The following is a 24,449-nucleotide window of genomic DNA, read 5'->3' on the forward strand; positions in this document are numbered from 1 at the left end:
CGCAGGCAAAAGGAGGCTCACATGGGAAAAAGTTCCGTCAGGGTTGTCGTTATCACCGGTGCATCGGCCGGTGTCGGGCGCGCCACTGCGCAGGCGTTCGCCCGCGAGGGAGCATGTATCGGGCTTTTCGCGCGGAACCAGGAGCGGCTTGAGGCGGCCAGGGAAGAGGTGGAGCGACTCGGGGGAAAGGCGCTCGTACTCGTGGGGGACGTGGCTGACTTTGGTCGGGTTGAGGAGGCCGCGGCCGAGGTGGAACGGGAATTCGGCCCCATCGATGTCTGGGTCAATAACGCCATGACCTCGGTATTCTCCCCGTTCGATGCCATGACGCCCGAGGAATTCAAGAGGGTTACCGAGGTGACCTATCTCGGTGCGGTGCACGGCACCATGGCGGCGCTGAAGAGGATGCTGCCTCGCGACGACGGGATCATCATCCAGGTGGGTTCGGCCCTCGCGGACCGCAGTATCCCCCTGCAGTCCGCCTACTGCGGCGCAAAGCACGGCATGCGCGGCTTTACCGACTCGATCCGCTGCGAACTCCTGCACAGGAAAAGCCGCGTGCGCATGACCATGGTGCAACTCCCGGCGATGAACACCCCCCAGTTCGACTGGGTGAAGTCGCGCCTTCCGAACCGCCCCCAACCGGTCCCCCCCATCTTCCAGCCCGATGTCGCAGCAAGGGCCATCGTCTGGGCCTCGACGCGCCGGCGCCGGGAGATCTACGTCGGCATGCCGACGGTTAAGGCGATGTGGGGCAACAAGTTCATCCCCGGCCTCATCGACCGATATCTCGGCCGAACCGGTTACCGTTCGCAGCAAACCGATGAGCCGGAACGTGCGGACCGGCCGGCGAACCTGTGGGAGAGCGTTCCAGGACCGTACGCCGCGCACGGTCGATTCGACGCGCGCGCGAAGTCGACTAGCGCAGAAGTCTGGATCTCCGAGAACAAATGGGGGCTTGGCATCATGTTGGCGGGATGCGCCATGGCTGCGGCCGCCTTCGCCGCGGCTCGTGGGAAGTCCGGACCGCGTAGCAGGCTCTTATGGCATCGAAAGCCATAGCTTAGACAGTCGGATTCAGTAGCTTAGCCGGGCGAAACCTATGAATTCGCAAGTCGAATTAGAAGGTTTCGACCCGAAAGTGATAGGTTTCGACCCGAAAGTGATAGATTTCGACCCGAAAGTGATAGGTTTCGATCCGAAAGTGGCAGGTTTCGGTTCCGAAGTGATAGGTTTCGATTCCGAAGTGATGGGTTTGGCAGTCTGAAGTGATAGGCTGGGTGTCGGAAGGTGGAGGTTACAGGCCAGGAGCGCTGCCGGAGGCAAAAGACTAAAAAAGGGGGGGGACGGCTGATGCCGTCCCCCCCTTTTCGTCATTCCTTGCTCTTCTTGAAGTACCCCAGGAATTCCTGGCGGGTTAACCACTTCTTGCGCACGAGGTGCTCAATGCCGCGGCTCATGGCCTGACGTTCGCCTTCCTTCATCTCTCCCTTCAGGAGCACGAAGAACGGAATGTTCCTCGTCTGCGGGTAGAGCCGGAAACGCTCCAAGAGCTCGAAAGCCGCCTGGTCCGGGAGCATGAGTGCACAGAACATCATGTACGGATGCACGATGGTGCCAACGGCCACCGCCTCCTTGGCGGTGTAGGCGTTCACCACCTCAAACCCCATCTTGGTGAGTGCCTTCTGCACATCCTCTTCGCCCCTGCGGGTCACCATCATCACCTGCAGGTCATAATCCTCGGACTCCTCTGCCAGCCCGAGCTGATTAAGCTTCCTCGTCATGTATGGGACGTCCATGGGGAGGGTGAAGAACCCCGCCACCGGGAAGACAGCCCCCACCTGGCCGATCTCGCTCAGATACATCGGAAGAATCGGAATCTCGCGAGTCGCCGGGTTCTCCTTCAGCTTCAAGAGCACCCCCCAGCCATCGTCAGACCAGGGGGAAAGATCGAGGAGGATCGCCCTCGGCGTGCAACCGGTCAGTTCCGAGATCTTCGCCGTCTTTGCCCGGTGCCCTCCTTCCGCCAGATAGCTGCAGACGATGGCTCCACGCTCAACGCGCTCGCCCAGTCCCATGATCCAGAGTTCCCGCTCGTCACATTCGATCATCTGCGCTCCTTATCGTACCTGCGCCCGGTCATGAACCTCGCCGGGGCGTACCTTTAATGGTGTGAAGAGCACCGCTGCCGCAAGCAGGCTTGCCGGCCGGGGGGCGGGATGCCGCTCCCACAGCGCCGTTCCGGCCTTGGGCCGTTGTGGTTAACTCAGAATTTTTAATAAATAACATATTTTTACTACAGAGCAAGAAAAAGTTGTGCAGTTGAATTGACCAGCGATATGTGATACCAATCGCTGACCGCTGTTCGGGTGCAACCGCTAAAGGAGGGGAAGTTTATGAAGAGCAAGGTATTTTTCGCTGACATGCGCGCCGGAGCCAAGGAGAACCTTTTCGCTAAAATCGGGCGACTGATGCAGCAGGCTGGGCTTTCGGTGGCGATCGCCCCCGGCGACCTGGTCGCCGTGAAGGTGCACTTCGGCGAGCGGGGGAACCATACCTTCATCCGCCCGATCTTTTTGCGCCGCGTGGTCGATGAGATCAAAGGGTGCGAGGGGAAACCTTTCCTCACGGACTCCTCCACGCTCTACCCCGGTGAGCGTAAGGAAGCGGTCTCCGCCCTTGCCTGCGCCGTCGAGAACGGTTTCGCCTACGCGGTGGTGAACGCGCCGCTCATCATGTGCGACGGCCTCAAGGGGCATAACGCGAAGGACGTGCAGGTGGATGGCGAGATCCTGAAGACGGTGAACATAGGAGCGGAGATCCTCGAAGCGGATGCCTTGATCGCCGTGTCGCACTTCAAATGCCACGAGCTGACCGGCTTCGGCGGGACGCTAAAGAACCTTGGCATGGGATGCTCGAGCCGCACCGGGAAGATGCAGCAGCACTCGACGGTGGCCCCGAAGGTCGCCGAGCGTTTCTGCAACGGCTGCAGTGTCTGCCTCAAGTCCTGCGCCCATGCCGCCATTACCATCATCGAAGGGAAGGCACAAATCGACGCGGACGCCTGCGTCGGCTGCGGCCGCTGCATCACCGCCTGCCAGAGAAAGGCGATCAACATCCAGTGGAACGAGAGCGCCTCGCTCGTCATGCGCAAGATGGCCGAGTACGCCAAGGGGACCCTGCACGGCAAGGCCGGCAAGACCCTGTTCCTCAACTTCATCACCCAGGTCTCCCCGGCCTGCGACTGTTACGGCCACGCCGACGCCCCCATAGTGAACGACATCGGCATCTGCGCCTCCACCGACCCGGTGGCGCTGGACCAGGCCTGCGCCGATCTGGTGAACAACGCCCGCGGCAACCAGGACACCGCGCTCGCCTCAGGGCACGAACCCGGCGGCGACAAGTTCCGCGGCGTTCATCCCGAGATCGACTGGGAGGTGCAGTTGGAGCACGCCGAGAAGATCGGTATCGGCACCAGGAGCTACGAGCTCGTCAAAATCTAGAGGAAACTCCCGCCGTCCAGCGAGATAAGCAGGGAGAAATCGTTCTCCCTGCGGTCCTCGGTCAGGTTGTTGATACCGTTGAACTCTCCCTTGATCCCCAGCGAGGGGGAGCGCGTCCATTTGAACAGGCCCGCCAGGGGGTAGAGGGCCTTCACCTTTGCCCCCAGCACCTCCCGACCGGTCCCCACTCCGGTGCTCTCTCTCTTGAAGCCCCCCTTCACCTCGTAATCCAGCCTCTTCTCCAAAAGATTCCCGGTAACCCCCAGGTTCACTGCGTACTGGTCGGTACGCTGGTCCGCAGCATAGTCGTTGGTCCGTTTCATGTAAAGATCGGGAAAAAGGGTGAAGTTTGCTGCGGAAAACTTGGGGAAGAACCCGACGCTAGCGGTGGAAAGCTCCCGTTGCTGCTTGATCCGGTCGGTCCTCTGCGTCACGCCACCGCGCAGGCCCAGATCCCATCGCCCGGCAAGGAGGTTCGCCTGCCCGGACACCGCGTCCTCGGCAACGTCCTTCGGGGCGTACCCCACCGGCTCTTTGGTGCTGTCGATGAAGGTCTTGCGGTACTGCAACGCGAGCGGGAGCGTCTTGAATCCCTTGAACTTGTAGTCAACGACCCCTTCGTAGCGGTAGAGCCGCGGGTTAAGCGGGTCCCTCTCCGTGTTGTCGTTGTAGCGCGAAAGCCTCACGTCGAGGTCGTGCAGTTCCAAGGCGGTGGCCACACCGAAGCTCCCCCCTTCCCGGTCCCGCTCCGGCCCGTCACCCATGAGTCGGTACCTCGGACCGGTCCTCTCGTAGAGCGCCATGTAGCGGCTGCGCCCCCAGTCCCCGGTCATCTTGAACCGGCATGCGCTGTCGCGCAGCGCGGAGCCTGGGTCGGCGGTGTTCGCATCATAAACGGAATAGTCGTACTCCGCCTCCGCGGCGAGCTTCCCCCGGACCGGCTCAAGGCGGGCCACGAACCCCACCACGTCCCCCCTCTTGGCCCCCGCGGTCGGCCAGCGCCCCTCACGGTCGAGCGAACTGCGGCCGGAGACGAAGATGGTCTTAAAGAGCGCGCTGTCGTCCAGAAGGGAAAGCTCCCCCGTTGCCCCCACCAGGGTGTCTTCCGGCCCGGGGTGAAGTGCCCCTGAGGCCGCGAAGGTCTTGAAGGTGGCACGGTTACCGGCGCTTCCGGTCAAAAGCGAGAAACGCCCTCCCCTGCCCCGCGCATCCAGCAGCGTATTGCCGGTCTCCGTGAGGTGCAGGTCCCCCATCTCGGCTAGCACCTTGAAGCCGCTCCCACCGTACTCGCCCCGCTGCAGAACGAAGGACGGGCGATTTTGCCGGTCGTTGAGCCACGGCTTGGACGGATACTCAGCCTGAAACTCGCTGCGGAATGAAGAGGTCGGAACGACCGGGGGAGCGCCCAGGGCGAGCCCCGGGATGGGAAGGGGAACGAAGTCCGGTGCCGGGGCAACCGGTTGGGGTAAAGCAAGTAGCGGAGGGACCGCGTCGGAATAGGAAGCGCAGGCGGACAACGGCGCCGCGAGATACGCAGCCAGCAGGACGAAGAACGCCCCGGCAGGGAATCTGCCAGGGCGAAGGATCATTTTTCGAAGGGATGTCTTGGGCATCCGGTCTGTACCAACTGATGCGCCCTGCCCCAAAGGAGCAGGAAACCCTCCGGGGACAAGGCTCCTATTTGAGGAAGCCGAATTTCTTCATGCGGTAACGGAAGGCGTCGATGCCGAGATTCAGCTTCTTCGCCGCCTTGGACTGGTTCCAGTCGGTCATCTCGAGCGACTGCTTGATCAGCTCGCGTTCGACCTCCTCGATGTCGATCCCCTCCGCTGGGAGCTTGAAAGTGGTTAGGGGAACGGTCACCTGCGAGGCCTTGGCGATGATCTCGAGCGGCAGGTTCTCCATGAGCAGGGTGTCTTCGTTGCCGAGGATGATGGCGCGCTCGATGACGTTCTTCAGCTCGCGGATGTTGCCGGGCCAGTTGTATTCCACGAGGAGCTTCTCCGCCATGCTCGAAATCCCCTTGGTCGACTTGCCGAACTCGCGGGAGAAGGTCTCGATGAAGTGGTTGGCGAGCATCAGGATGTCCTCCTTACGCTCGCGCAGCGCCGGAAGGAAGATCGGGATTACCTGGAGCCGGTAGTACAGGTCGTTTCTGAAGGTCTTATCCTCGATCGCCTTCAACAGATCCTTGTTGGTCGCTGAAACGATCCTTACGTCGACCGGGATCATCTTGGTGCCGCCGATGCGGCGGAAGGTGCGGTCCTCGAGGAAGCGGAGCAGTTTCGCCTGCATGCCGAGTTCCATGTCGCCGATCTCGTCAAGGAAGACGGTGCCGCCGTCGGCCAGCTCGAAAAGCCCCTTCTTGGAGGTCTTCGCGTCGGTAAAGGCACCTTTCTCGTGGCCGAAGAGCTCGCTCTCAAGAAGGGTGGCCGGGACCGCGGCGCAGTTGATCGCGACGAACGGCTTCTCAGCACGGGATGACTCGTAGTGGATGTACTTCGCCACCAATTCCTTGCCGGTCCCCGACTCCCCCTGCACGAGGACGGTGGAGGCGTCGCTTTTGGCCACTTTCGCCATCATCTCGAGCACGTTTTTCATGTGCTTCGAGTTGCCGATGATCTTCGGCGGCCCCTGCTTCTTGTGCTCGCTTCTGAGCTGGACCACCTCGCGGCGCAGCTCGGAGGTATCGAGCGCCTTCCTGACCACGAGCGACATCTCGTCCAAGTTGAAGGGCTTGTTGATGTAGTCGTAGGCCCCGTGCCGCATGGTGTTCACGGCCGTCTCCAGCCCCCCCTGCGCGGTGACCATGATGACGAGCAGCTCCTCGTCGATCTCTTTCAGGCGCTGCAGCACCTCCAGGCCGTTGATGCCGGGGAGGTGGTAGTCGAGCAGCACCAGTTCGGGCTGTTCCTCCCTGGCCAGCCTTATGGCGTCCTCTCCGGTCCCCGCCGTGCAGACTTCGTACCCCTGCTTCTTGAGGTTCTGCTCGAGGGACCACCGGATCAGGTGCTCGTCATCGACGACCATTATTTTAGCTCTGCGCATAGCGGCTCCTTAGGATGATGTGCCGGGCTCAGCACCGGAATGCGCCGGTTGCTGCCGTTACTGCCGTTTTCAACCGATGGTCCCCGAGCTCGTCATAGCCTCTTCCAGCTCGGCCTGCGTCGGGCAGTAGGCGGGTAGTTCCACGGTGAAGGTGGTTCCTGCGCCGTCCTGGCTCACGCAGGAGAGACGCCCGCCATGCTGCTCGATGAGACGGTGGCTGATGGCGAGGCCAAGGCCGGTCCCCTGGGCCTTGGTGGTGAAGAACGGGGTGAAGATCTTCTCCAGGATCTGCGGCGGGATACCCTGGCCGGTGTCGGCAACCTTCACCTGCACCATGTCCATGTCGTCGATCCTGGCGAGCCTGCTCGTAACGGTGAGGGTTCCGCCGGACTGCATCGCCTGCACCGCGTTCAAAAAGAGGTTCAGGAAGACCTGCTGGATCTGCTTCGGGTCTACGTAGACCGGCGGCAGGTCCTCGGCAAGCTCCAGCTGTTTCTCGATGTTCTTGCCGCCGCGGTGCTGCGAGGCGAAGATGAGGATCTTCTTGAGGGCGCTGTTTATGTCGGTGCAGGTCGGCTCCGCCACGGTCGGCTTCCCGAAGAAGAGGAGGTCGTTCACCGTCTTGTCCAGACGCGAGATCTGCTCCAGCACCTCACCGATGATCAGGGCGCGCCCGTCCTCGGGTGAAAAGTCGTCCTTCAATACGGTGATGGCGGCCGCGATCCCGGTCAGCGGGTTCTTGATCTCGTGGGCGATGCCGGCAGCCATCTCACCCACCGAGGCGAGCCGGTCGGCGCGCTCCATCTGCTGGAAGTGGTAGGTCTCGAGCTCTCTTTTCGCGCGGTCCAGCCGGTCCACCATGGAGTCGAAGGAGACGATCAGGCGTCCGATCTCGTCCTTCCCCTCCGGGACCATGCGCACCGATAGGTCGCCCGCCTCCACCCGCGCCATGTTCCTCGCGAGCTGGTGCAGCGGCTTCTTGACGAACTTCAGCATGACAAGGGAGATGGCAAGCGAAAGGAAGCCGATGATGGCGACGGTCGACATGACGAAGAGCTTGGTCAGCTCGACGATGCGGCGCCTGGTCTCGACCAGCGAGTAGTTGACGTTGAGAAGGCCGATGATGCGGCTTTTGGAGCCGTGGCACAGGTTGCACTGGCGGTTGTTGTAGATCGGCTTCACCATGCCGAGCACCTCGCCGTGCCCGTCCAGAGTGAAGACCCCCTCGCGCTTGTTGTCCAGGAAGAGCTTGAAGTCGTGCTCGTCGACGACGCGTCCCACCTCGGAGCCCTGCGAGGACTTGAGGATGACGCCGTGGGGATGGAAGATGCGCACCCCCACGAGGTTCTCGCTCTGCCCCACCATCTCGAGGATGACCTTCACGTCCTCGGTGTTGCCGTGGCGCATGGAGTTGTAGAGGGAGCGTTCGATGGTGTCGAGCAGCAGCTCGCTCGACTCCCGGGCGGAGTTGATGAGCTGCATCTGCTCGCGCCTGAGCGTCAGGAACGCGAAGGTCCCGATGCCGAAGACGAGCAGGCAGATGGAGAGCACGATAACGCGCGATGTGAGACTCTTGAAGATCAGGGTGCCTCCGCTTCCATCCGCTACGGTGTTGTAGTTGAGCCCGATGTCCCGGTTGAAGGTGACTTAAGGGAGCTCTTGCTCCCCCCGAGACCGGTTACGGCCCCACCGGTTGCTGTGATGGGGGGGACGTGATCATAGACGAATTCCCACTGGCTGTACTTCTGCTTCTTCTCGAAGTCCTGCGGGTGCAGGTCGAAGGGGAAGTTTCCCTGCTTGACCGGGTCCTGCGAGCTCGTCGATTTCACGCCGACGATCTTCCCCTCCAGCCGGATCACGTCCCACTCCTTGCCGGTGATGGGATCGACGAGGCAGTAGGGTCTCAGGTAACGCTCCTTGGCGGCGCTGTTGGGATCGCGCAGCAGCGCCTTCAGGTCCGTGGGTCCTGGAATAGCCGTAGGTGCTGCAGGCTGGGCGCCCGCGGCGGGTGTGATGCTCGAAACGAGTTTCCCGTCCACGACCTTCACCTTGTACCACTTGCGCAGCGCATCGCGGATCTGCGTGCCACGGGAGAGGAGTTCCGCCTCACGCTCGCGCTTGGCCGCGGTGCTCCAGACCGCGGCGGCCCTGGTGGCCATGACCCCTACGATCATGACCATCACCAGGGCGCCGATATAGGTGAAGCCCCCCTTGGACCGGAGCACCCTCAGCATCATTTTTTCCTCGAGACGATCTCCCTGGCCTCTTCGATGAGGGTTTCAGCGTTCAGCCCGAAATACTTGAGGAGTTCGTCCGACTTCCCGGAGGTACCGAAACGATCGTACACGCCGACGCGCTTCATGAGGGTCGGGCAGGCCTCGCCGAGGAATTCGGCAACCGCGCCACCCAGGCCACCGACCACGGAGTGCTCCTCGGCGGTGATGACGGCGCCGGTCTCACGAGCCGCCTCTTCCACGAGTTCCTTGTCGAGCGGCTTCACGGTGCCGATGTGCAGGACGCGTGCGGAGATCCCTTCAGCCTTCAGCTTCTCGGCGGCGATGACCGCCTGTGCGGTCATGAGGCCGGTGGTGATGAAGGTGAGGTCGGTGCCGGGGACGACGACGACCCCTTTGCCGATCTCGAATTTGTGACCCGCCGGGAAGACGCTCGGCACCTTGTTGCGGCCAAGGCGCACGTAGACGGGCCCCTTGTATGCCGCGGCGGCGCGGATGGCCCCCTTGGTCTCCTCGCCGTCGGCGGGGACGATGACGGTCATGTTCGGGATGGCGCGCATGATGGCCACGTCCTCGACGGACTGGTGCGAGCCCCCGTCCTCACCGACCGTGACGCCGCCGTGGGTGGCGACGACCTTCACGTTCGCCTTCGGGTAGGCGAGCGCCTGGCGGATCTGCTCCCAGCCGCGGCCTGCGGCGAAAATGGCGAAGGTGGAGAGGAAGGGGATCTTCCCGACGGCGGCAAGACCCGCCGCGGTCCCCACCATGTTGGCTTCCGCGATCCCCATGTTGAAGAAACGGTTGGGGAATTTCTTGGCGAACACTGCGGTCTTGGTGGAGCCGGAGAGGTCGGCGTCGAGCACCACTATCTTATCGTTCTCGCCCCCCAGCTCGGCCAGCACCTCGCCGTAGGCGTCCCTCGTTGCGATCATAGTCGTGTTCCTTTCTTGTATGTCCCTGCCTAATTAATTTAGTCGAAGCAACCAAGGCACTTGAGCGCCTCGGGAAGCTCGTCGTCGTTGGGGGTGACGCCGTGGTAGGACGCCTTGTTCTCGAACAGGTGCACGCCCTTGCCCTTCACCGTCTTGGCGACGATGGCGGTCGGTGCGCCCTTGTGCGCTTCGGCGGCATCGAGAGCGGCGATGATCTGCCCCATGTCGTGGCCGTCGATCTCGATGACGTTCCAGCCGAAGGCCTTGAACTTGTCGGAAATCGAGGAGACGTTCATGACCTTGGAGACGTCGCCGTCGATCTGCAGCCCGTTGGAATCGATGAAGGCGCAGAGGTTGTCGCTCTTGTAGTGGGCGGCGGCCATCGCGGCCTCCCACACCTGCCCTTCCTGCAGCTCGCCGTCGCCAAGAACCGCATAGACGCGGTTATCCTTGCCGTCGAGCTTAAGTCCCAGTGCCATGCCGTTGGCCATCGAAAGCCCCTGGCCGAGGCTGCCGGTGCAGACGTCGACGCCCGGGGTCCCCTTGCTGTCCGGGTGTCCCTGGAGGTGGCTGCCTAAGCGGCGCAGCATCATCAGGTCCTCGGAGGGGAAGTAGCCGCACTCGGCCAGGGTCACGTAGAGCGCCGGAGCGGCGTGTCCCTTGCTGAGCACGAAGCGGTCGCGCCCGTCCCAGGTAGGCTCCTGCGGGTTGTGGCGCATCTTGTGGAAGTACAGCGCACACACCATGTCGATGGCGGAGAGCGACCCGCCGGTGTGCCCGGACTGCGACTTGTGCAGCGTCTTCACGATGGCGACGCGCAGGCGTCTCGCCTTTTCCTCCAGATCTGCAATCTTTTCTTTCACGAAGGTTCCTTTCAGGCTGGCTTTTATTTGTCCTCGCCGGTGATGAGGTAATCGAGGATGACCTCATCCAGGCTGCGATTGGCTGGCGTTGTCGGGGGTGTGTCCTTGGGCGGTTCCGGTGCCCGTGGCGCGGCAGCCGGTGTCTGCGGTGCGGCGGCCTGGGCCTGCGGTGCCGGTACTTCCGGTGTTTGCGGTGCGGCTGCCGGCTCCTGCGGTGCCGCCGTAGGTTCGGGGGCTCCATCGGGGAAGATGCGTGCGTCGAACTCGCCGTTTTTCAGACGGCGCATCATATCCTTGTGCTGCTCTTTCATGATCGATTCGACCACCGCCTCGAGCTGCTCCACCTTGATGATGTCGGCGTAGCTGGTCTTGGCGGAGGCGAGGATGGTTCCTTCACGGTAGAGCAGGGTGATAATGTGCGGGTTTGCCTTGCCGCTGTCCTCGGTCTGAACGTGGAAGAGAACCCCTTTGTACCTGATATTGTGGTTGAATCCCAAAACCATGAGCACCCTCTACGCCAAATGGCGTACTTCGCTGGCACGTTAACACAGGGTGCGCGGCGTTGCAAGCGATAGTTGCGGGCGCCGCGGGGCTACGATATGGCAAAAAAGCGTTTATTTTGCCAGCAGTTCCTTGATGCGTGCCACCGCCTCCATGGCGTCCTTGGCGTAGAGGTCGGCGCCGATCTCGTCGGCGTACTGCTGGGTCACCACCGCGCCCCCCACCATGGTGAAGCTCTTCACCCCTTCCGACTTCAAAAGGGCCACCACCTTGTCCATCTGGGCCATGGTTGTGGTCATGAGCGCGGAGAGTCCCACCGCGTCCACCTGGTGCTCGCGCGCCGCATCGAGGATCTTCGCCGCCGGTACGTTCTTGCCGAGGTCGATCACCTCGAAGCCGTTGTTCTCGAGAAGGGTGACCAGGATGTTCTTGCCGATGTCGTGGATGTCACCCTCGACGGTGGCCATGAGGATCTTGCCCAGGCTCTTCAGCGCGCCGGACGCGAGTTCGCTCTTTAGCCGGGCGAAGGCGGCCTTCATGGTGTCGGCGGAGACCATGACCTGCGGGAGGAAGAAGGAGCCGTTGCCGAAGCGCTTGCCCACCTCGTCCAGGCCGACCAGGAGCGCCTCGGAGCTGATTTCCATCGGGGTGAGCCCTTGGGCGAGCGCTTCCTCGACCAGGGCGACCACACCTTCCAGTTCGCCGTTGATGACCGCCTTGGCGAGGCGACCGCGGATCCCTTCCGGCTCCACGGCGGCTTCAACGGGGGCACCGGCACCGGCAGCGGCCGACGCGGGCTGGGTTGAGGCGGTCACCGCCTGCCCCTTGTAGGCGTCGATGTAGCCTGCGGCGTTCGTATCCTTGCCGAGGAGCACCATGGCGCTTCTCCATGCCGCCATCATGGGCGCCTCCTTCACGTTCACGATGGCGGAGGTGAGCCCCGCGGCGAGCGCCATGGAGAAGAAGGTGGAGGAGATGAGCGGGCGGCAGGGAAGCCCGAAGGAGATGTTGGAGACCCCGAGCGTCGTGTTGAGCTTAAGCTCGCTCACCTTGCGCACCGCCTCGAGGGCGACGAGTCCACCCTTCGGCTCGGCGCTCACGGTGAGGGTGAGGCAGTCGACGACGACGTCGCTTCTCTTGATCCCCATTTGCGCGGCACGCTCGGCGACCTTCTGCGCCACGGCCACCCGACCGTCAGCCTCGGCGGGGATGCCCGCTTCGTCGAGAGTCAGGCAGACGACCGCCGCCCCGTATTTCTTAGCGAGCGGCAGCACGGCGGCCATGCTCTTCTCCTCGCCGTTCACCGAGTTGATGAGCACCTTGCCGTCCGCGGCCTTGAGGCCCCGCTCCAGCGCCTCGGGCGAGGAGGAGTCGAGCACGAGCGGGGTCTGCACCGCGCCGGTGATGCAGAAGACGGCGCGCTCCATGGCGGCCGGCTCATCGATCCCCGGGGTGCCGACGTTCACGTCGAGCAGGGTCGCCCCGAGTTCGGTCTGCTCAAGCGCCTCGCGGCGGATGTAGCTCACCTTCCCTTCCCTGAGTTCCTGGGAGTAGAGCTTCTTCCCGGTCGGGTTGATGCGCTCGCCGATGAGCGCGGCCTGGTGCTTGGCACCCATCGGCGCGAAGGAGCCGCGGCTCGAGATCCAGGTGGTGCCGTCATCCTCCTTCGGGACGAAGTGGGTCTGTTTTTCGGCGAGGGCGTCCTTGATGGCGCCGATGTGGGCGGGAGTCGTGCCGCAGCACCCGCCGATGACGCGCACGCCGAGGCCGATCATGCGGTCGTGGTAGGCGGTCATCTCGTCCGGGGTGCCCGGGAACACGGTGACGCCGTCTTTTAGGATCGGCAGTCCCGCGTTCGCCTGGGAGATGAGCGGCAGCGAGGTCACCTTTCTCATGGCGCAGAGGATGTCGTAGATGCCGTCCACGCCGAGGCCGCAGTTCGAGCCGACGAGGGAGGCGCCGGCAGCCTCGAGGGTGATGGCCGCTGCCTCCGGCGGAGAGCCGAGCACGCTTCTTCCCTTCTCCTCGAAGGTGAGCATGGCGATGACCGGGATGTCGGCGGAGAGGTCGCGGATGGCGATGAGAGCCGCGCGGATCTCCTTGATGTCGAGGAAGGTCTCCAGCGAGATGAGGTCGGCGCCGGCGTCGATGAGCGCCTTCGCCTGTTCCTGGAACATGCCGTAGGCCTCGTCGAAGCTCATGTCGCCGACCGGCTCCACGAAGCGTCCGGTGGGGCCGATGGAGCCCGCCACGTAGGCGTTTTCGCCGCACACCTCGCGGGCCAGGCGCACCGCCTCCGCGTTGATGCAGGTTACTTGGTCGCCCAGGCCGTAGTGCTCCAGCTTCGCCTTGGTGCCGCCGAAGGTGTTGGTGACGATGATGTCCGCGCCCGCCTCGAGGTAGGCGCGGTGCACCCCCGCCACCACCTCGGGGGCGGTCAGGTTCATCTCCTCCGGAGACTGCCCGGGTTTGAGTCCGCGCTCCTGCAGCATCGTCCCCATGGCGCCGTCCAGAACCAGCACCCGCTCCTTAACCGCCTGCATAAACGGCATCTTCATCTTAACCCCCAGGAAACGTTCAACGTTCTACGTTCAACGTTCAAAAAGTTTTTCCCCTCCGGGCCGCCCCAGTGCCGCTGATGCAGCGCAACAAGTCAAGCCAGAAGCAACACCAAATGGCGAACGTTGAACGCTGAACGTTGAACGTTATTTCTTTTCCAGCGTGAAGTCCGGCGCGATCGGGGTGGAGAGGTCGAGATGCCCCTTGAACTCCTTCACCGGCTTGCCGTCGATAAGGAACTGCACCCCCTTCACCTGCGGGAAGTTGGCGGCCACCGTATCGACCACGGAATACACCGCGGTCATCTCTGCGGAACTCCCCTCGGGAAGCCCCTCCACCAGCTCGTGGGAGAAATCGACCTCGGCCAGATCCCCCTTCAGATGCGCCCCGAGCACACGCGCGTTGGTCGGCAGGCTCGGCGCGAGGCTCCCCAAGGGCCCCACCACCAGCTCGTCCACCACGCTGGCGACCATGTCGTCGGCGGTATCCTCCACGGCGATCTCACGCCCCTCACGGGCAAGACCGGACCCTTCCTCGTTGCCGAAGAAAAGCGTCACCACCCGCGTATCGGGAGCCTGCTCGGTCTGCGGCGCCACCTGGGCCGGCTGAGTCGCGGTCCGGTACTTGCGCAAGACGAGAAGCCCCACGACGATGGCAAACACCAGGAAGGCGACAAGGAGGACGCCTTTGGCCTTGTTAGTACGTTTCTTCACCGTCCTCGCCCTCCTGTTCCTGTTCCAGACTCACCTGGTAAACGTCCCCCAGTTCGCCGCCGAGGAAACGGTTGCCGACCCTGATGAAGCCGGCCGGGATGTCGGTCACGTAGAAATGGTGGTTGCCGCGCTCGCACTCGGGACGCAAAAGTCCTTCTTCGGAGAGTATCTGCGCCACGGTCCGCGCGGTTTCGGCAGCGGAGTCGACCAGGGCCACCTCCGGCCCCATCACCTCGGCGATCACTTCCTTCAGGATCGGGTAGTGGGTGCAGCCAAGTACTAAAGTGTCCACACCTTGCCGTTTCAGGTCCTCGAGGTAGATGCGCGCCGTTATCCTGGCGACCTCGTTGTCCACCCACCCTTCCTCGGCCAGCGGCACGAAGAGCGGGCAGGCACGGTTCACCACCTCGATGTCCGGGTTGATCCTCTTGATGGCCTTGGTATAGGCGGAGGAGGCAACGGTAGCGGCGGTGCCGATCACGCCGACCTTTCCGCTTCTGGTGGCGGCGGCAGCGGCGCGCGCGCCCGGCTCGATCACCCCCACGATGGGGATGTCGAACTCCTGCTGCAGCGCGGCGAGCGCCACGGCGGAGGCCGTGTTGCAGGCGACGACCAGGAGCTTTATGTCGCGGTTCATGAGGTAGCGCGCGATCTGGCGCGAGTAGCGGATCACCGTTTCCGGCGACTTGGTGCCGTAGGGAACGCGGGCGGTATCACCAAGGTAGATGGTGTCCTCCTGCGGGAGCGTGTGAATCACTTCCTTCAGGACGGTAAGACCGCCCACGCCGGAATCGAAGATGCCGATTGCTTTCCAGGCCAAAACTGTTTCTCCATTGCTTCTGAGTGAGTCGCCGTGGCGTTCCCGCCCCCGGAGGGGGAGGGGCAGGGAGGGGGAGCGCAGCAGCTCCATCGGCCTTTCCCCCTCCCAGCCTCCCCCCTCCGGGGGGAGGTGCGCTATCCCGGGAAGCACCGCATGTTATTAGATTTTTAGAGGGAGTGTCAAGGTTTACGTCCAGCGGGGAGGTCAGGAAGCGACGAAGAGCATGACGAGGGGAGGAGCCAGGAAAACCGCGGGAAGCAGGTTCCCCACCGGGACCCGTTTCACCCCGAGCATGTCGAGGCCGATTGCTAGGATCAAAAGCCCGCCGACGGCGTTCATTTCCTGTACCACGGCGGGGGTCATGATCTGCTGCGCAAACGACGCGGAGAGGGTGATGGCACCCTGGTAGGCTAAGAGCGGCAGCGCGGAGAAGAGGACGCCCACTCCAAGGGTGGAGGCGAGCGCCACCGAGGCGATGCCGTCCAGGGCGGCCTTCGCGTAAAGGATGTCCGGGCGCGACCCGAGACCGTCCTGCAACGCCCCCATGATGGCCATGGCGCCGACGCAGTACAAAAGGCTAGCCGTGACGAACCCCTCGGCCACCTTGCCGCTTCCCTTGAAGCGGTCGCCGATCCAGTTCCCAAGCGCTTCCAGGCGCCCCTCGATGCCCAAGAGCTCGCCGATGATCCCGCCGCCGATGAGCGAGCCGATGATAATCAGCGGCTGCTGACTTTTCAAAGAGAGCTGCATGCCGATAAGTAATACTGCGAGCCCGACTCCGGACATGACGGTCCCCCTCACACGACTGGAAATGAGGTGTCCCGCCTTGATGCCGATAAAGCCACCGATTACTATTGCTGCTGCGTTTGCTGCCGTACCTTGCATGATCATCGCGCCAAGATAAGGCAGGTCCCGGGTCAAGGCAAGCAAAAAGCCGCCCCGCTGGTGCCCCCGTCTTGCGGTTTGGCGTGAGCATACAAAAATATAACTACATTCTGGATTGACATTCGATTTCGAATCTGCTTTTATATGCCACCTTTTTGAATACATAATTAAACCCTCAGAAATTAAAGGGAAATTGGTTTTACCAATAGGGCGGCACCTGTTTTATTATCGCAATAAAATTTCCACCATTTGTTTTAGTCTCGGTAAAAAACACCCCACTAAAGGAGAAGAAATGGAAGCTCGGAAATTCAGGAAGGTGATGGCAGCTAACCGCGGGGAGATCGCGATCAGGATCTTCCGCGCCTGCACCGAACTAGGCATCAGCACGGTTGCCATCTATTCGGATGAGGACAAGCTCTCACTGCACCGTTACAAGGCGGATGAAGCCTATCAGGTAGGAAAGGGGAAAGCCCCCATCGACGCCTACCTGGGGATCGACGAGATCATCGCGCTCGCCAAGAAGCGCGACGTCGACGCCATCCACCCCGGTTACGGCTTCCTGGCCGAGAACGCCGAGTTCGCCGAGAAGTGCGAGGCAAACGGCATCGCCTTCATCGGACCTACCGCCGAGATGCAGCGCGCCCTCGGTGACAAGGTCGCCGCGAGGAAGGTGGCGAAGGCCGCCGGCGTCGCCACGGTCCCCGGCACCGAGGAGCCCATCCTCCACGAGGAGGACGCGCTCAAGTTCGCCAAGAACCACGGTTACCCGATCATCATCAAGGCGGCGGCGGGCGGCGGCGGGCGCGGCATGCGCGTAGCCACCAACCAGAAGGAGCTCCTCGAAGGGCTGCAGTCGGCCTCTTCCGAGGCGAAGGCCGCCTTCGGCGACCCCTCCGTGTTTCTCGAGCGCTACCTGAAAAACCCGAAGCACATCGAGGTGCAGGTCCTGGGGGACGGCTACGGGAGCCTCGTGCACTTCTACGAGCGCGACTGCTCCATCCAGCGCCGCCACCAGAAGGTGGTCGAGTTCGCGCCGTCCCTGGCCCTTCCCGGCGACACCCGCTTAGCCCTTTGCACCGACGCCCTGAAGATCGCCAAGCAGGTCGGGTACCGTAACGCCGGCACCGTCGAGTTCCTCCTCGACGAGGAGGGGCGCTACTACTTCATCGAGATGAACCCGCGCATCCAGGTCGAGCACACCGTGACCGAGATGATCACCGGCCGGAACCTCGTGCAGGCCCAGATCCTCATCGCCGAAGGAAAAAGGCTCGCCGACCCGGAGATCAACATCCCGAACCAGGGCTCCATCGAGATGCGTGGCTACGCCATCCAGTGCCGCATCACCACCGAGGACCCGACCAACAACTTCGCCCCCGACTTCGGCACGCTGACCACCTACCGCTCCTCGGCAGGCTGCGGCGTCCGCCTCGACGCGGGGAACGCCTTCACCGGCGCGCAGATCACGCCGCACTACGACTCGCTGCTCGTGAAGGTCAGCTCCTGGGGCCTCACCTTCACCGAGGCGGCCCACATCATGGATCGAAGCCTCCAGGAATTCCGCGTGCGCGGCGTGAAGACCAACATAGGCTTTTTGGAGAACGTGATCACCCATCCGGTCTTCCTGGCGGGCGAGTGCAACACCTCCTTCATCGACCAGCACCCCGAACTCCTCGTCATCCCCGAGAAGAAGGACCGCGCCAACAAGGTGCTGAACTTCCTGGGCGACGTGATCGTGAACGGCTCCGCCGGCGTCGCGAAACCGCTGCGCTCGGCCGAACTCATCGACGCCTGCGTCCCGCAGATCGAACCGTTCGCGCAAAAGCCCAAAGGGACCAAGGACATCCTGCGCGAGAGGGGGGCCGAGGGGCTCGCCAAGTGGGTCCTCGAGCAGAAAAAACTCCTCCTTACCGACACCACGATGCGCGACGCGCACCAGTCGCTTTTGGCCACCCGCGTGAGGACCTACGACCTCCTGAAGATCGCCGAGCCGACCTCGCACCTTGCGAGCGATCTCTTCTCGCTGGAGCTTTGGGGGGGCGCCACCTTCGACGTCTCGATGCGCTTTTTGAAAGAGGACCCCTGGCAGAGGCTGCACGCCCTCTCCGAGGCGATCCCCAACGTCCTCTTCCAGATGCTTCTAAGGGGGGCGAACGCGGTAGGCTATACGAACTACCCGGACAACGTGGTGCAGCGCTTCGTGGCCCAGGCCGCCGAGAGCGGCGTCGACGTCTTCCGCGTCTTCGACTCGCTCAACTGGACCCGCGGCATGCAGGTCGCCATGGAGGCGGTGCAGAAGTCGGGCAAGATCTGCGAAGCAGCCATCTGCTACACCGGCGACATCTCCGACCCCACCCGCACCAAGTACCCCCTCTCCTACTACGTCTCCATGGCGAAGGAACTGGAGAAGATGGGGGCGCACATCCTCGCCATCAAGGACATGGCGGGGCTTCTCAAACCGTACGCCGGCTACCAGCTCGTTAAGGCGCTGAAGGACGAGATCGGCATCCCGGTGCACCTGCACACGCACGACACCTCCGGCAACGGCGGCGCGCTTTTGCTCATGGCGGCGCAGGCCGGTGTCGACATCGTCGACGCGGCGCTCTCCTCCATCTCCGGCCTCACCTCGCAGCCCAACCTGAACGCGCTGGTGGCGACCCTTAAGGGTACCGAGCGCGACCCGCAGGTGGACGAGCGCGGCATGCAGCAGCTCGCCAACTACTGGGAGACGGTGCGCGACTACTACACCCCCTTCGAGTCCGGGCTCAAAAGCGGCACCACCGAGGTGTACCACCACGAGATCCCGGGGGGGCAGTACTCCAACTACAAGCCGCAGGTGGCAGGGCTTGGCCTCATCGAGCGCTGGGAGGAGTGCAAGGAGATGTACCACAAGGTGAACCTCCTCTTCGGCGACGTGGTCAAGGTCACACCCTCCTCCAAGGTGGTCGGCGACATGGCGATGTTCCTCGTGAAGAACAACCTCGAACCGGAAGACGTCTTCGCCCCCGGCGCGGACCTTGCCTTCCCCGAGTCGGTGGTCGGCTTCTTCAAGGGGATGATCGGCCAGCCCTACCAGGGCTTCCCGCAGGAGCTGCAGAAGATCATCCTCAAGGGACAGGAGGCCATCACCTGCCGTCCGGGCGAACTCCTCGAGCCGGCCGACTTCGAGAAGGAGCGCGCGACCGCCGAGGCGAAGGTAGGCCACCCGGTGAACGACGAGGAGCTGATGTCGTACATGATGTACCCGAGCGTCTACGTCGAGTACGCGAAGCACCGCCAGGAGTTCTCCGACGTCTCGGTGATCCCGACCCCGATCTTCTTCTACGGCTTGGAGCCCGGGCAGGAGACCTCCATCGAGCTGCAGCCAGGCAAGACGCTCATCGTGAAGCTGAACGCCATCGGCAAGACCCAGCCCGACGGCACCAAGAAGATCTACTTCGAGCTGAACGGCAACGCGAGGAGCGTCACCGTGCGCGACCAGTCGGTGCAAAGCGACGAGGCCGGCCACGAGAAGGCCGACAAGTCGAACCCGAAGCACGTGGGCGCCCCGATGCCGGGCAAGGTGATCAAGCTCAACGTGAAGCCGGGGGACGCCGTCAAGGCGGGTGACATCCTCGCGGTCACCGAGGCCATGAAGATGGAGACGAACATCAAGGCGAAGGAAGACGGCTGCATCGCCGAGGTGAAGTGCAAGGAAGGCGGAAAGGTGGAAAAAGAGGAGCTTCTCTTCGTTTTATCCTAAAGCAGAAAGGCCAAACGCACGCCAAAGGGGGGCACGAGCCCCCCTTTTTTTTCGTCCCGTCGCCAAAACCTTGGCGACGCAGCAATAACGGCCCCTTACGCCGCCTAAAATTTAGGCATTTTGCTAGAAATATCCGGTTTGTTGCCGATAGTCCCCTTTAACGCCCATTTCTCCACATACTTTTCCACAGGTCACGTGGATAGAAGAGCAGTATCCAGCAACGCTCCGCGCCGTAAACATCCCTAAAGCCTTGATAGTTGTCCACTTTACGCGGATAAAACGGGTTTCCGACATTTCCTTGACGTTTTTGGTCTCCCGGCCGGGTCCCGCCCCCCGCTTGTGCCGGATAGGAAACCGTGTCGCGTCCCCCTGCGCAGCGGGCTGATTTGACGGTCTATAATAAGTAGGCTTTTATCTCTCACGAAAAGAGGGTAGAATCACGAGCCGTCGGCGAATTTGCTCATAGGGCGCGTTGTCATTTCTCACGGAGCGTTTATAAGTTTGCTATGACTGTCTTTTTCTGGTCTTGGGCTGGCCTCTTGTGCGCCGATCGGAGTTCGTGTGCTTTTTAACAGCATGAAAACCAAGATGACGCTTGCCGTCTTCCTCATGGTGGGCGTACTGATGTCGGCAACCGCCGTCACCTCCCTGCTGTTTTTGCAAAAAACCTTCAAGCAGAACATCTCGCAGCAGCAGTCGATACTGCTCGACTCGCTGGCGAACCAAATCGACGACCGCATCTTCGACTTCACCGCCGAACTCGACCACCTGGCCCAAAGCCTTCCGCCGGACATCCTGGAGCACCCGCAGCGGGCGCAGCTCATTCTGGACGCCCAGATCAGGCAGCGTCCCTTCTTCGACAACTCCCTGTTTCTCTTCTCGAAGAAGGGGATCCTCGTCGCGGCTACCCCCCAGGACCTCAACTACATCGGCCGGGACTTTTCCTTCCGGGAATATCTCAAGGAGACGGTCAGGCTGCGCAGAAACTACATCTCCGGCCCCTTTGCCTCCCTTCAGCGCCAAAGTCGGCCGATCATCATGTTCACCGTCCCTCTTTTCGGTCCGGGACAGAAGTTGATCGGGGTGCTGTCCGGCAGCATCGACCTGCGCGAACAACACTTCCTGCACTCCCTCGCCTCGCTAAAACTCGGCCGGAACGGATTCCTGTCCCTTTACGACGCGCGCCGCAACGTGCTCATGCACCCGGACAAGAAGCGGGTGCTGCGCCGGGACCCCCCCGGCCGCAACGAGATGCTGGACCGGGCACTCGCCGGATTCCAGGGAACCGCCGAGACGATGACGCAAACCGGAATCCCCGTGCTCAGATCGGTGAAACGTCTGAAGTCCACCGGCTGGGTGCTCGCGGTCAGCTACCCGCTCGATGAGGCGTACGGGCCGCTGCGGACCGCCAGAAACTACCTGCTCGCCGGCTCACTGGCGGCGGCGATCCTGTCGCTGCTCATCGTCTGGCCCTTCATGCAACACCTCACCAGGCCGCTTGTTTCCTTCACGAGGCACCTGGAGCAGCTTCCGGCCATGGGGGAACTCGCGCAACGACTCGCCCCGGTGACCTCGGAAGACGAGATCGGACAGATGGCCCGGACCTTCAACCGGATGCTGCTCGAGCTCGAGCGCTCGGCGGATTTCTACCTGACCCTCTTCGAGAATTTCCCCGCCCTGATCTGGCGCGTCGGCACCGACGGCGCGGCCAACTACTTCAACCAGACCTGGCTCGAATTCACCGGACGCCCCCTGGAGAGCGAACTTGGTGACGGCTGGACCGAGGGGGTCCACCCCGAGGACGTGACGCAGTGCGTCTCGACCTACCGTAACGCCTTCGCCTTGCGGGTCCCCTTCCAGATGCAGTACCGGCTAAGGCACCATAGCGGGAGCTACCGGTGGGTCGTGGACATGGGAAGGCCCTTCAACGGGCTGGACGGGAACTTCGCCGGGTACATCGGGACCTGCTACGATGTGACCGACCGGCTCGAAGCGGAGGAAGCGAGAAGGGCGCTCGAACATCAGCTGACCCAGTCCCAGAAGATGGAGGCGATCGGCACGCTCACCGGCGGCATTGCCCATGATTTCAACAACATCCTGACCGCGATCATCGGGTACAGCACCATGATCCAGCTGCAGCTCGAGCCCGCGCACCCCATGCAGGTGAAAGTGGCCGAAATCATGCGTGCCTCCGAGCGTGCCGCGAGCCTCACCCGCAGCCTGCTCGCCTACAGCCGCAAGCAGGTAAGCAACCCGGTTCCGGTCGGCATGAACAGCATCCTCACCAACGTGCAGGCGATGCTGCATCGCCTGATTCCCGAGCATATCGAGTTCAGGATGCAGCTTTGCCAGGAGGAGCTCTCCGTCCTTGCCGATGCGGGCCAGATCGAGCAAGTCGTGATGAATCTGGCCGTGAACGCGCGGGACGCCATGGCCAGGGGGGGGATCCTGCGCATCAGCACCGATCCCATCATCCTGGACCAGGAGTTCATCGACTCCCACGGCTACGGAGAACCCGGCAGTTACGCCCTGATCACCGTGGCAGACACCGGCATCGGGATGGACGAAAAGACCCGTGACCGCATTTTCGAGCCGTTCTTCACCACGAAGGAGCCGGGCAAGGGGACCGGTCTCGGGCTCGCCATGGTGTACGGCATCGTGAAGCAGCACGGCGGCTTCATCAACTGCTACAGCGAGCTCGGGCACGGCACCGTGTTCCGGGTTTATCTTCCGTTGATCGATCTCCCTGCGGGAAGCGAGAGTGCGCCCGAGGACCAGGCGGTACGTGGGGGAAACGAGACCATCCTTCTCGTCGAGGACGATGCGGTGATCCGCGACATGGTGCGGGAGCTTTTGCAGGATTTCGGGTACCGGGTGATCACCGCGGTGGACGGGATCGACGCGGTGGAGAAGTTCAAGGTGGCTGGAGACCGGATTGCACTGGTGATCCTGGACGTGATCATGCCGCGCATGAACGGGCGCGATGCCTACGAGGCGATAGCCGCCATCTCTCCCGGGGTGAAGGCTATGTTCATGAGCGGGTACACGGCGGACATCGTCACCGATACGCTGACCAAGGGGGACCCCCGTCACTTCGTGTCGAAGCCGATCAAGATCAACGAACTGCTCGGGAAGGTGAGGGACATACTGGATGAAGGCTGAACGGCCGTTCAACGTTCAACGTTCAACGTTCAACGTTTAACGCTTCATGTTTGATGCTGTCTCAAGAGGTAGGAGCCCCCCCTCGCCTCCGCAGAAGGGAGAGAGGGGGGGGGTAACGCTGAACGTTGAACGCTGAACGTTTTTTAGACTTCCTTGACCGCCGCGAGGAGCTGGGCCAGGGTAAGCCCTTGCTGCACCGGCTCGGCGAAGGGGCCGGCACCGGCACGGTACAGATCGAAACGCGGCGCACGCCCGGCCTGGTCGTTCACCAAGCGGGATGCGACGATCCCCGCCTGCGCGAGCTGCGGCTGGGCACAGCAGTTCGGACAACCGGAAATGGCCCAGTTCATGGCAAGCGCCTCTTCCCCAAGCTCAGCCACCACGGCGGCCGCCACCTCCCGGGTCGGGGCAAGCCCCATGATGCACTCGTGGCTCCCCGGGCAGCACCGGAACACCACCCGCTCCACCGCGCTCGCTCCGGCAAACCCGGCCTGCGCCAGCGCCTCGCGCGCCTTCTCCCGATCCGCCTCCTCGACCACGTGCATCACGACGGTCTGGTTCCCGGTCACCATGAGGATCCCGCCGCAATACTGCGCCGCCACACGGGCAAGGGCCGCGAGCCCTTCCGCCTGAAGCTCCCCGGCAAAGACGTGCGCCTCGAGCCGATCCTCGGAATCGGCAGGTACCGGCACCAGGCTCCCGGTCAGGGTGGGAACGGTGGTGAGCTCCTCGAGCGCCCCTTCCCCCATCACCCTGCGGCGAAACTCCTCCTGCCCGATTTCGCGCACGAGGTGCTTCAGACGCTTCGGGGGAGGCGTGTTCGCTTCGTACTCCCTGAGCACGTTCTCGGTAAGCGGGATGAGGGCATCCTCCGCGACTCCTTGCGCCAGCAAAAAGCCCGGGGTCGGCTCGCGCCCGAGCCCGCCGGCCGCGTAGACGTCGTAGCGCGACCTCTCGTCATCGGAGGGGACGGGGATGAAGCAGAGGTCCTGGATCAGGTGCCTGCGGCTTGCCGTGTCCGCCTCGACGCCGATCTTGAACTTCTTCGGGAGCTTCTCAAAACGCGGGTTCCCGGTGAAGTGCCGGTGGATCTTCCTGACCAGCGCCTCAAGGGCGGGGGCACCGGCTGCGGAGAGGCTGCCGCAGATGACGCCGCGCACCGCGCCGCCGCAGGCGCCACGGTTGTACAACCCCACCTGCGCGAGCTGGGTCGCAACCAAAGGGAGCGCCTCCTCGGACAGCCAGTGCAGCTCGATGCTCCCCCTCGTGGTGAGATGCACGAGGCCGCGCGCGTGGACCCCGGCTACCTGCGCCACCTTGAGCGCTTGGTCGGCGGAGATGATCCCGGCGGGGAGCTTGACGCGCTGCATGAAAAACTCCTTCTGGCGCTGGGGATAGATCCCCTCCAGGCGCAGATTTCTGTCTATGGACATGGCTTTTGTCTCCTGTACGTTAAAAGCCGGCCGCAGCCGGCATGGTCACGGATAGTA

18 protein-coding genes are annotated in these 24,449 nt (G+C 62.9%); 5 read left to right on the plus strand and 13 right to left on the minus strand.

The window, feature by feature from the left end:
- The first annotated feature begins 21 nt into the window (after positions 1-21).
- Together E4633_RS02455 and E4633_RS20405 are read left to right on the plus strand one after the other, a co-directional pair.
- On the plus strand, positions 22-1,062 hold the full coding sequence (locus E4633_RS02455; RefSeq protein WP_135868678.1) for an SDR family oxidoreductase: 1,041 nt from the start codon (positions 22-24) through the stop codon (positions 1,060-1,062).
- Positions 1,063-1,102: 40 nt separating this feature from the next.
- On the plus strand, positions 1,103-1,267 hold the full coding sequence (locus E4633_RS20405) for a hypothetical protein (protein ID WP_162604924.1): 165 nt from the start codon (positions 1,103-1,105) through the stop codon (positions 1,265-1,267).
- A gap of 106 nt (positions 1,268-1,373) precedes the next feature.
- Here the strand turns inward: E4633_RS20405 and E4633_RS02460 are convergent, their stop codons facing one another.
- Complete coding sequence (locus E4633_RS02460; RefSeq protein WP_135868679.1) at positions 1,374-2,111, minus strand: response regulator; 738 nt, start codon at positions 2,109-2,111, stop codon at positions 1,374-1,376.
- 285 nt (positions 2,112-2,396) lie between these two features.
- Between E4633_RS02460 and E4633_RS02465 the strand changes: the two genes are divergently transcribed.
- The gene (locus E4633_RS02465) at positions 2,397-3,503 is read left to right on the plus strand and encodes a DUF362 domain-containing protein (protein WP_135868680.1); all 1,107 of its coding nucleotides are present in this window, start codon (positions 2,397-2,399) and stop codon (positions 3,501-3,503) included.
- Here E4633_RS02465 and E4633_RS02470 read toward each other — a convergent pair.
- The 11 genes from E4633_RS02470 to E4633_RS02520 form a co-directional block, all read right to left on the minus strand.
- A complete protein-coding gene (locus E4633_RS02470) occupies positions 3,500-5,092 on the minus strand; it encodes a hypothetical protein (RefSeq protein WP_246037873.1) in 1,593 nt (530 codons plus the stop codon). The two genes, E4633_RS02465 and E4633_RS02470, sit on opposite strands and share 4 nt — an antisense overlap.
- 88 nt (positions 5,093-5,180) lie before the next feature.
- Positions 5,181-6,551, minus strand: coding sequence for a sigma-54-dependent transcriptional regulator (locus tag E4633_RS02475; protein WP_135868682.1), 1,371 nt, complete (start codon positions 6,549-6,551; stop codon positions 5,181-5,183).
- Between the two features lie 69 nt (positions 6,552-6,620).
- Entirely contained in the window at positions 6,621-8,102 is a 1,482-nt protein-coding gene (locus tag E4633_RS02480; RefSeq protein ID WP_246037875.1) for a two-component system sensor histidine kinase NtrB, read from the minus strand.
- Between the two features lie 53 nt (positions 8,103-8,155).
- A complete protein-coding gene (locus E4633_RS02485) occupies positions 8,156-8,785 on the minus strand; it encodes a type II secretion system protein (RefSeq protein ID WP_246037877.1) in 630 nt (209 codons plus the stop codon).
- Entirely contained in the window at positions 8,785-9,717 is a 933-nt protein-coding gene (locus E4633_RS02490) for a transketolase family protein (RefSeq protein WP_135868684.1), read from the minus strand. The genes E4633_RS02485 and E4633_RS02490 overlap by 1 nt, the downstream gene beginning before the upstream one ends.
- A gap of 38 nt (positions 9,718-9,755) precedes the next feature.
- The gene (locus E4633_RS02495; RefSeq protein ID WP_135868685.1) at positions 9,756-10,580 is read right to left on the minus strand and encodes a transketolase; all 825 of its coding nucleotides are present in this window, start codon (positions 10,578-10,580) and stop codon (positions 9,756-9,758) included.
- A gap of 23 nt (positions 10,581-10,603) precedes the next feature.
- The gene (locus E4633_RS02500; RefSeq protein ID WP_135868686.1) at positions 10,604-11,083 is read right to left on the minus strand and encodes a hypothetical protein; all 480 of its coding nucleotides are present in this window, start codon (positions 11,081-11,083) and stop codon (positions 10,604-10,606) included.
- 111 nt (positions 11,084-11,194) lie between these two features.
- Entirely contained in the window at positions 11,195-13,639 is a 2,445-nt protein-coding gene (locus tag E4633_RS02505; protein WP_135868687.1) for a homocysteine S-methyltransferase family protein, read from the minus strand.
- Between the two features lie 147 nt (positions 13,640-13,786).
- Positions 13,787-14,353: a GerMN domain-containing protein gene (locus tag E4633_RS02510; protein WP_135868688.1), complete on the minus strand. Its 567-nt coding sequence runs from the start codon at positions 14,351-14,353 to the stop codon at positions 13,787-13,789.
- Positions 14,337-15,173, minus strand: a complete 837-nt coding sequence (gene murI / locus E4633_RS02515) for a glutamate racemase (RefSeq protein WP_135868689.1) — start codon at positions 15,171-15,173, stop codon at positions 14,337-14,339. Before murI ends, E4633_RS02510 begins: the two co-directional genes overlap by 17 nt.
- 204 nt (positions 15,174-15,377) lie before the next feature.
- Positions 15,378-16,064, minus strand: a complete 687-nt coding sequence (locus E4633_RS02520) for a DUF554 domain-containing protein (RefSeq protein ID WP_135869564.1) — start codon at positions 16,062-16,064, stop codon at positions 15,378-15,380.
- A gap of 286 nt (positions 16,065-16,350) precedes the next feature.
- Between E4633_RS02520 and E4633_RS02525 the strand changes: the two genes are divergently transcribed.
- Positions 16,351-19,797, plus strand: a complete 3,447-nt coding sequence (locus tag E4633_RS02525; RefSeq protein ID WP_135868690.1) for a pyruvate carboxylase — start codon at positions 16,351-16,353, stop codon at positions 19,795-19,797.
- 561 nt (positions 19,798-20,358) lie between these two features.
- Positions 20,359-22,959, plus strand: a complete 2,601-nt coding sequence (locus tag E4633_RS02530; RefSeq protein ID WP_135868691.1) for a cache domain-containing protein — start codon at positions 20,359-20,361, stop codon at positions 22,957-22,959.
- A gap of 143 nt (positions 22,960-23,102) precedes the next feature.
- On the opposite strand, the gene E4633_RS02535 is transcribed toward E4633_RS02530, so the two are convergent.
- Entirely contained in the window at positions 23,103-24,392 is a 1,290-nt protein-coding gene (locus E4633_RS02535; RefSeq protein ID WP_135868692.1) for a nitrite/sulfite reductase, read from the minus strand.
- Between the last annotated feature and the right edge of the window lie 57 nt (positions 24,393-24,449).

Source organism: Geomonas terrae, assembly GCF_004791675.1.
In the GTDB taxonomy this organism is placed as follows: Bacteria; Desulfobacterota; Desulfuromonadia; order Geobacterales; family Geobacteraceae; genus Geomonas; species Geomonas edaphica.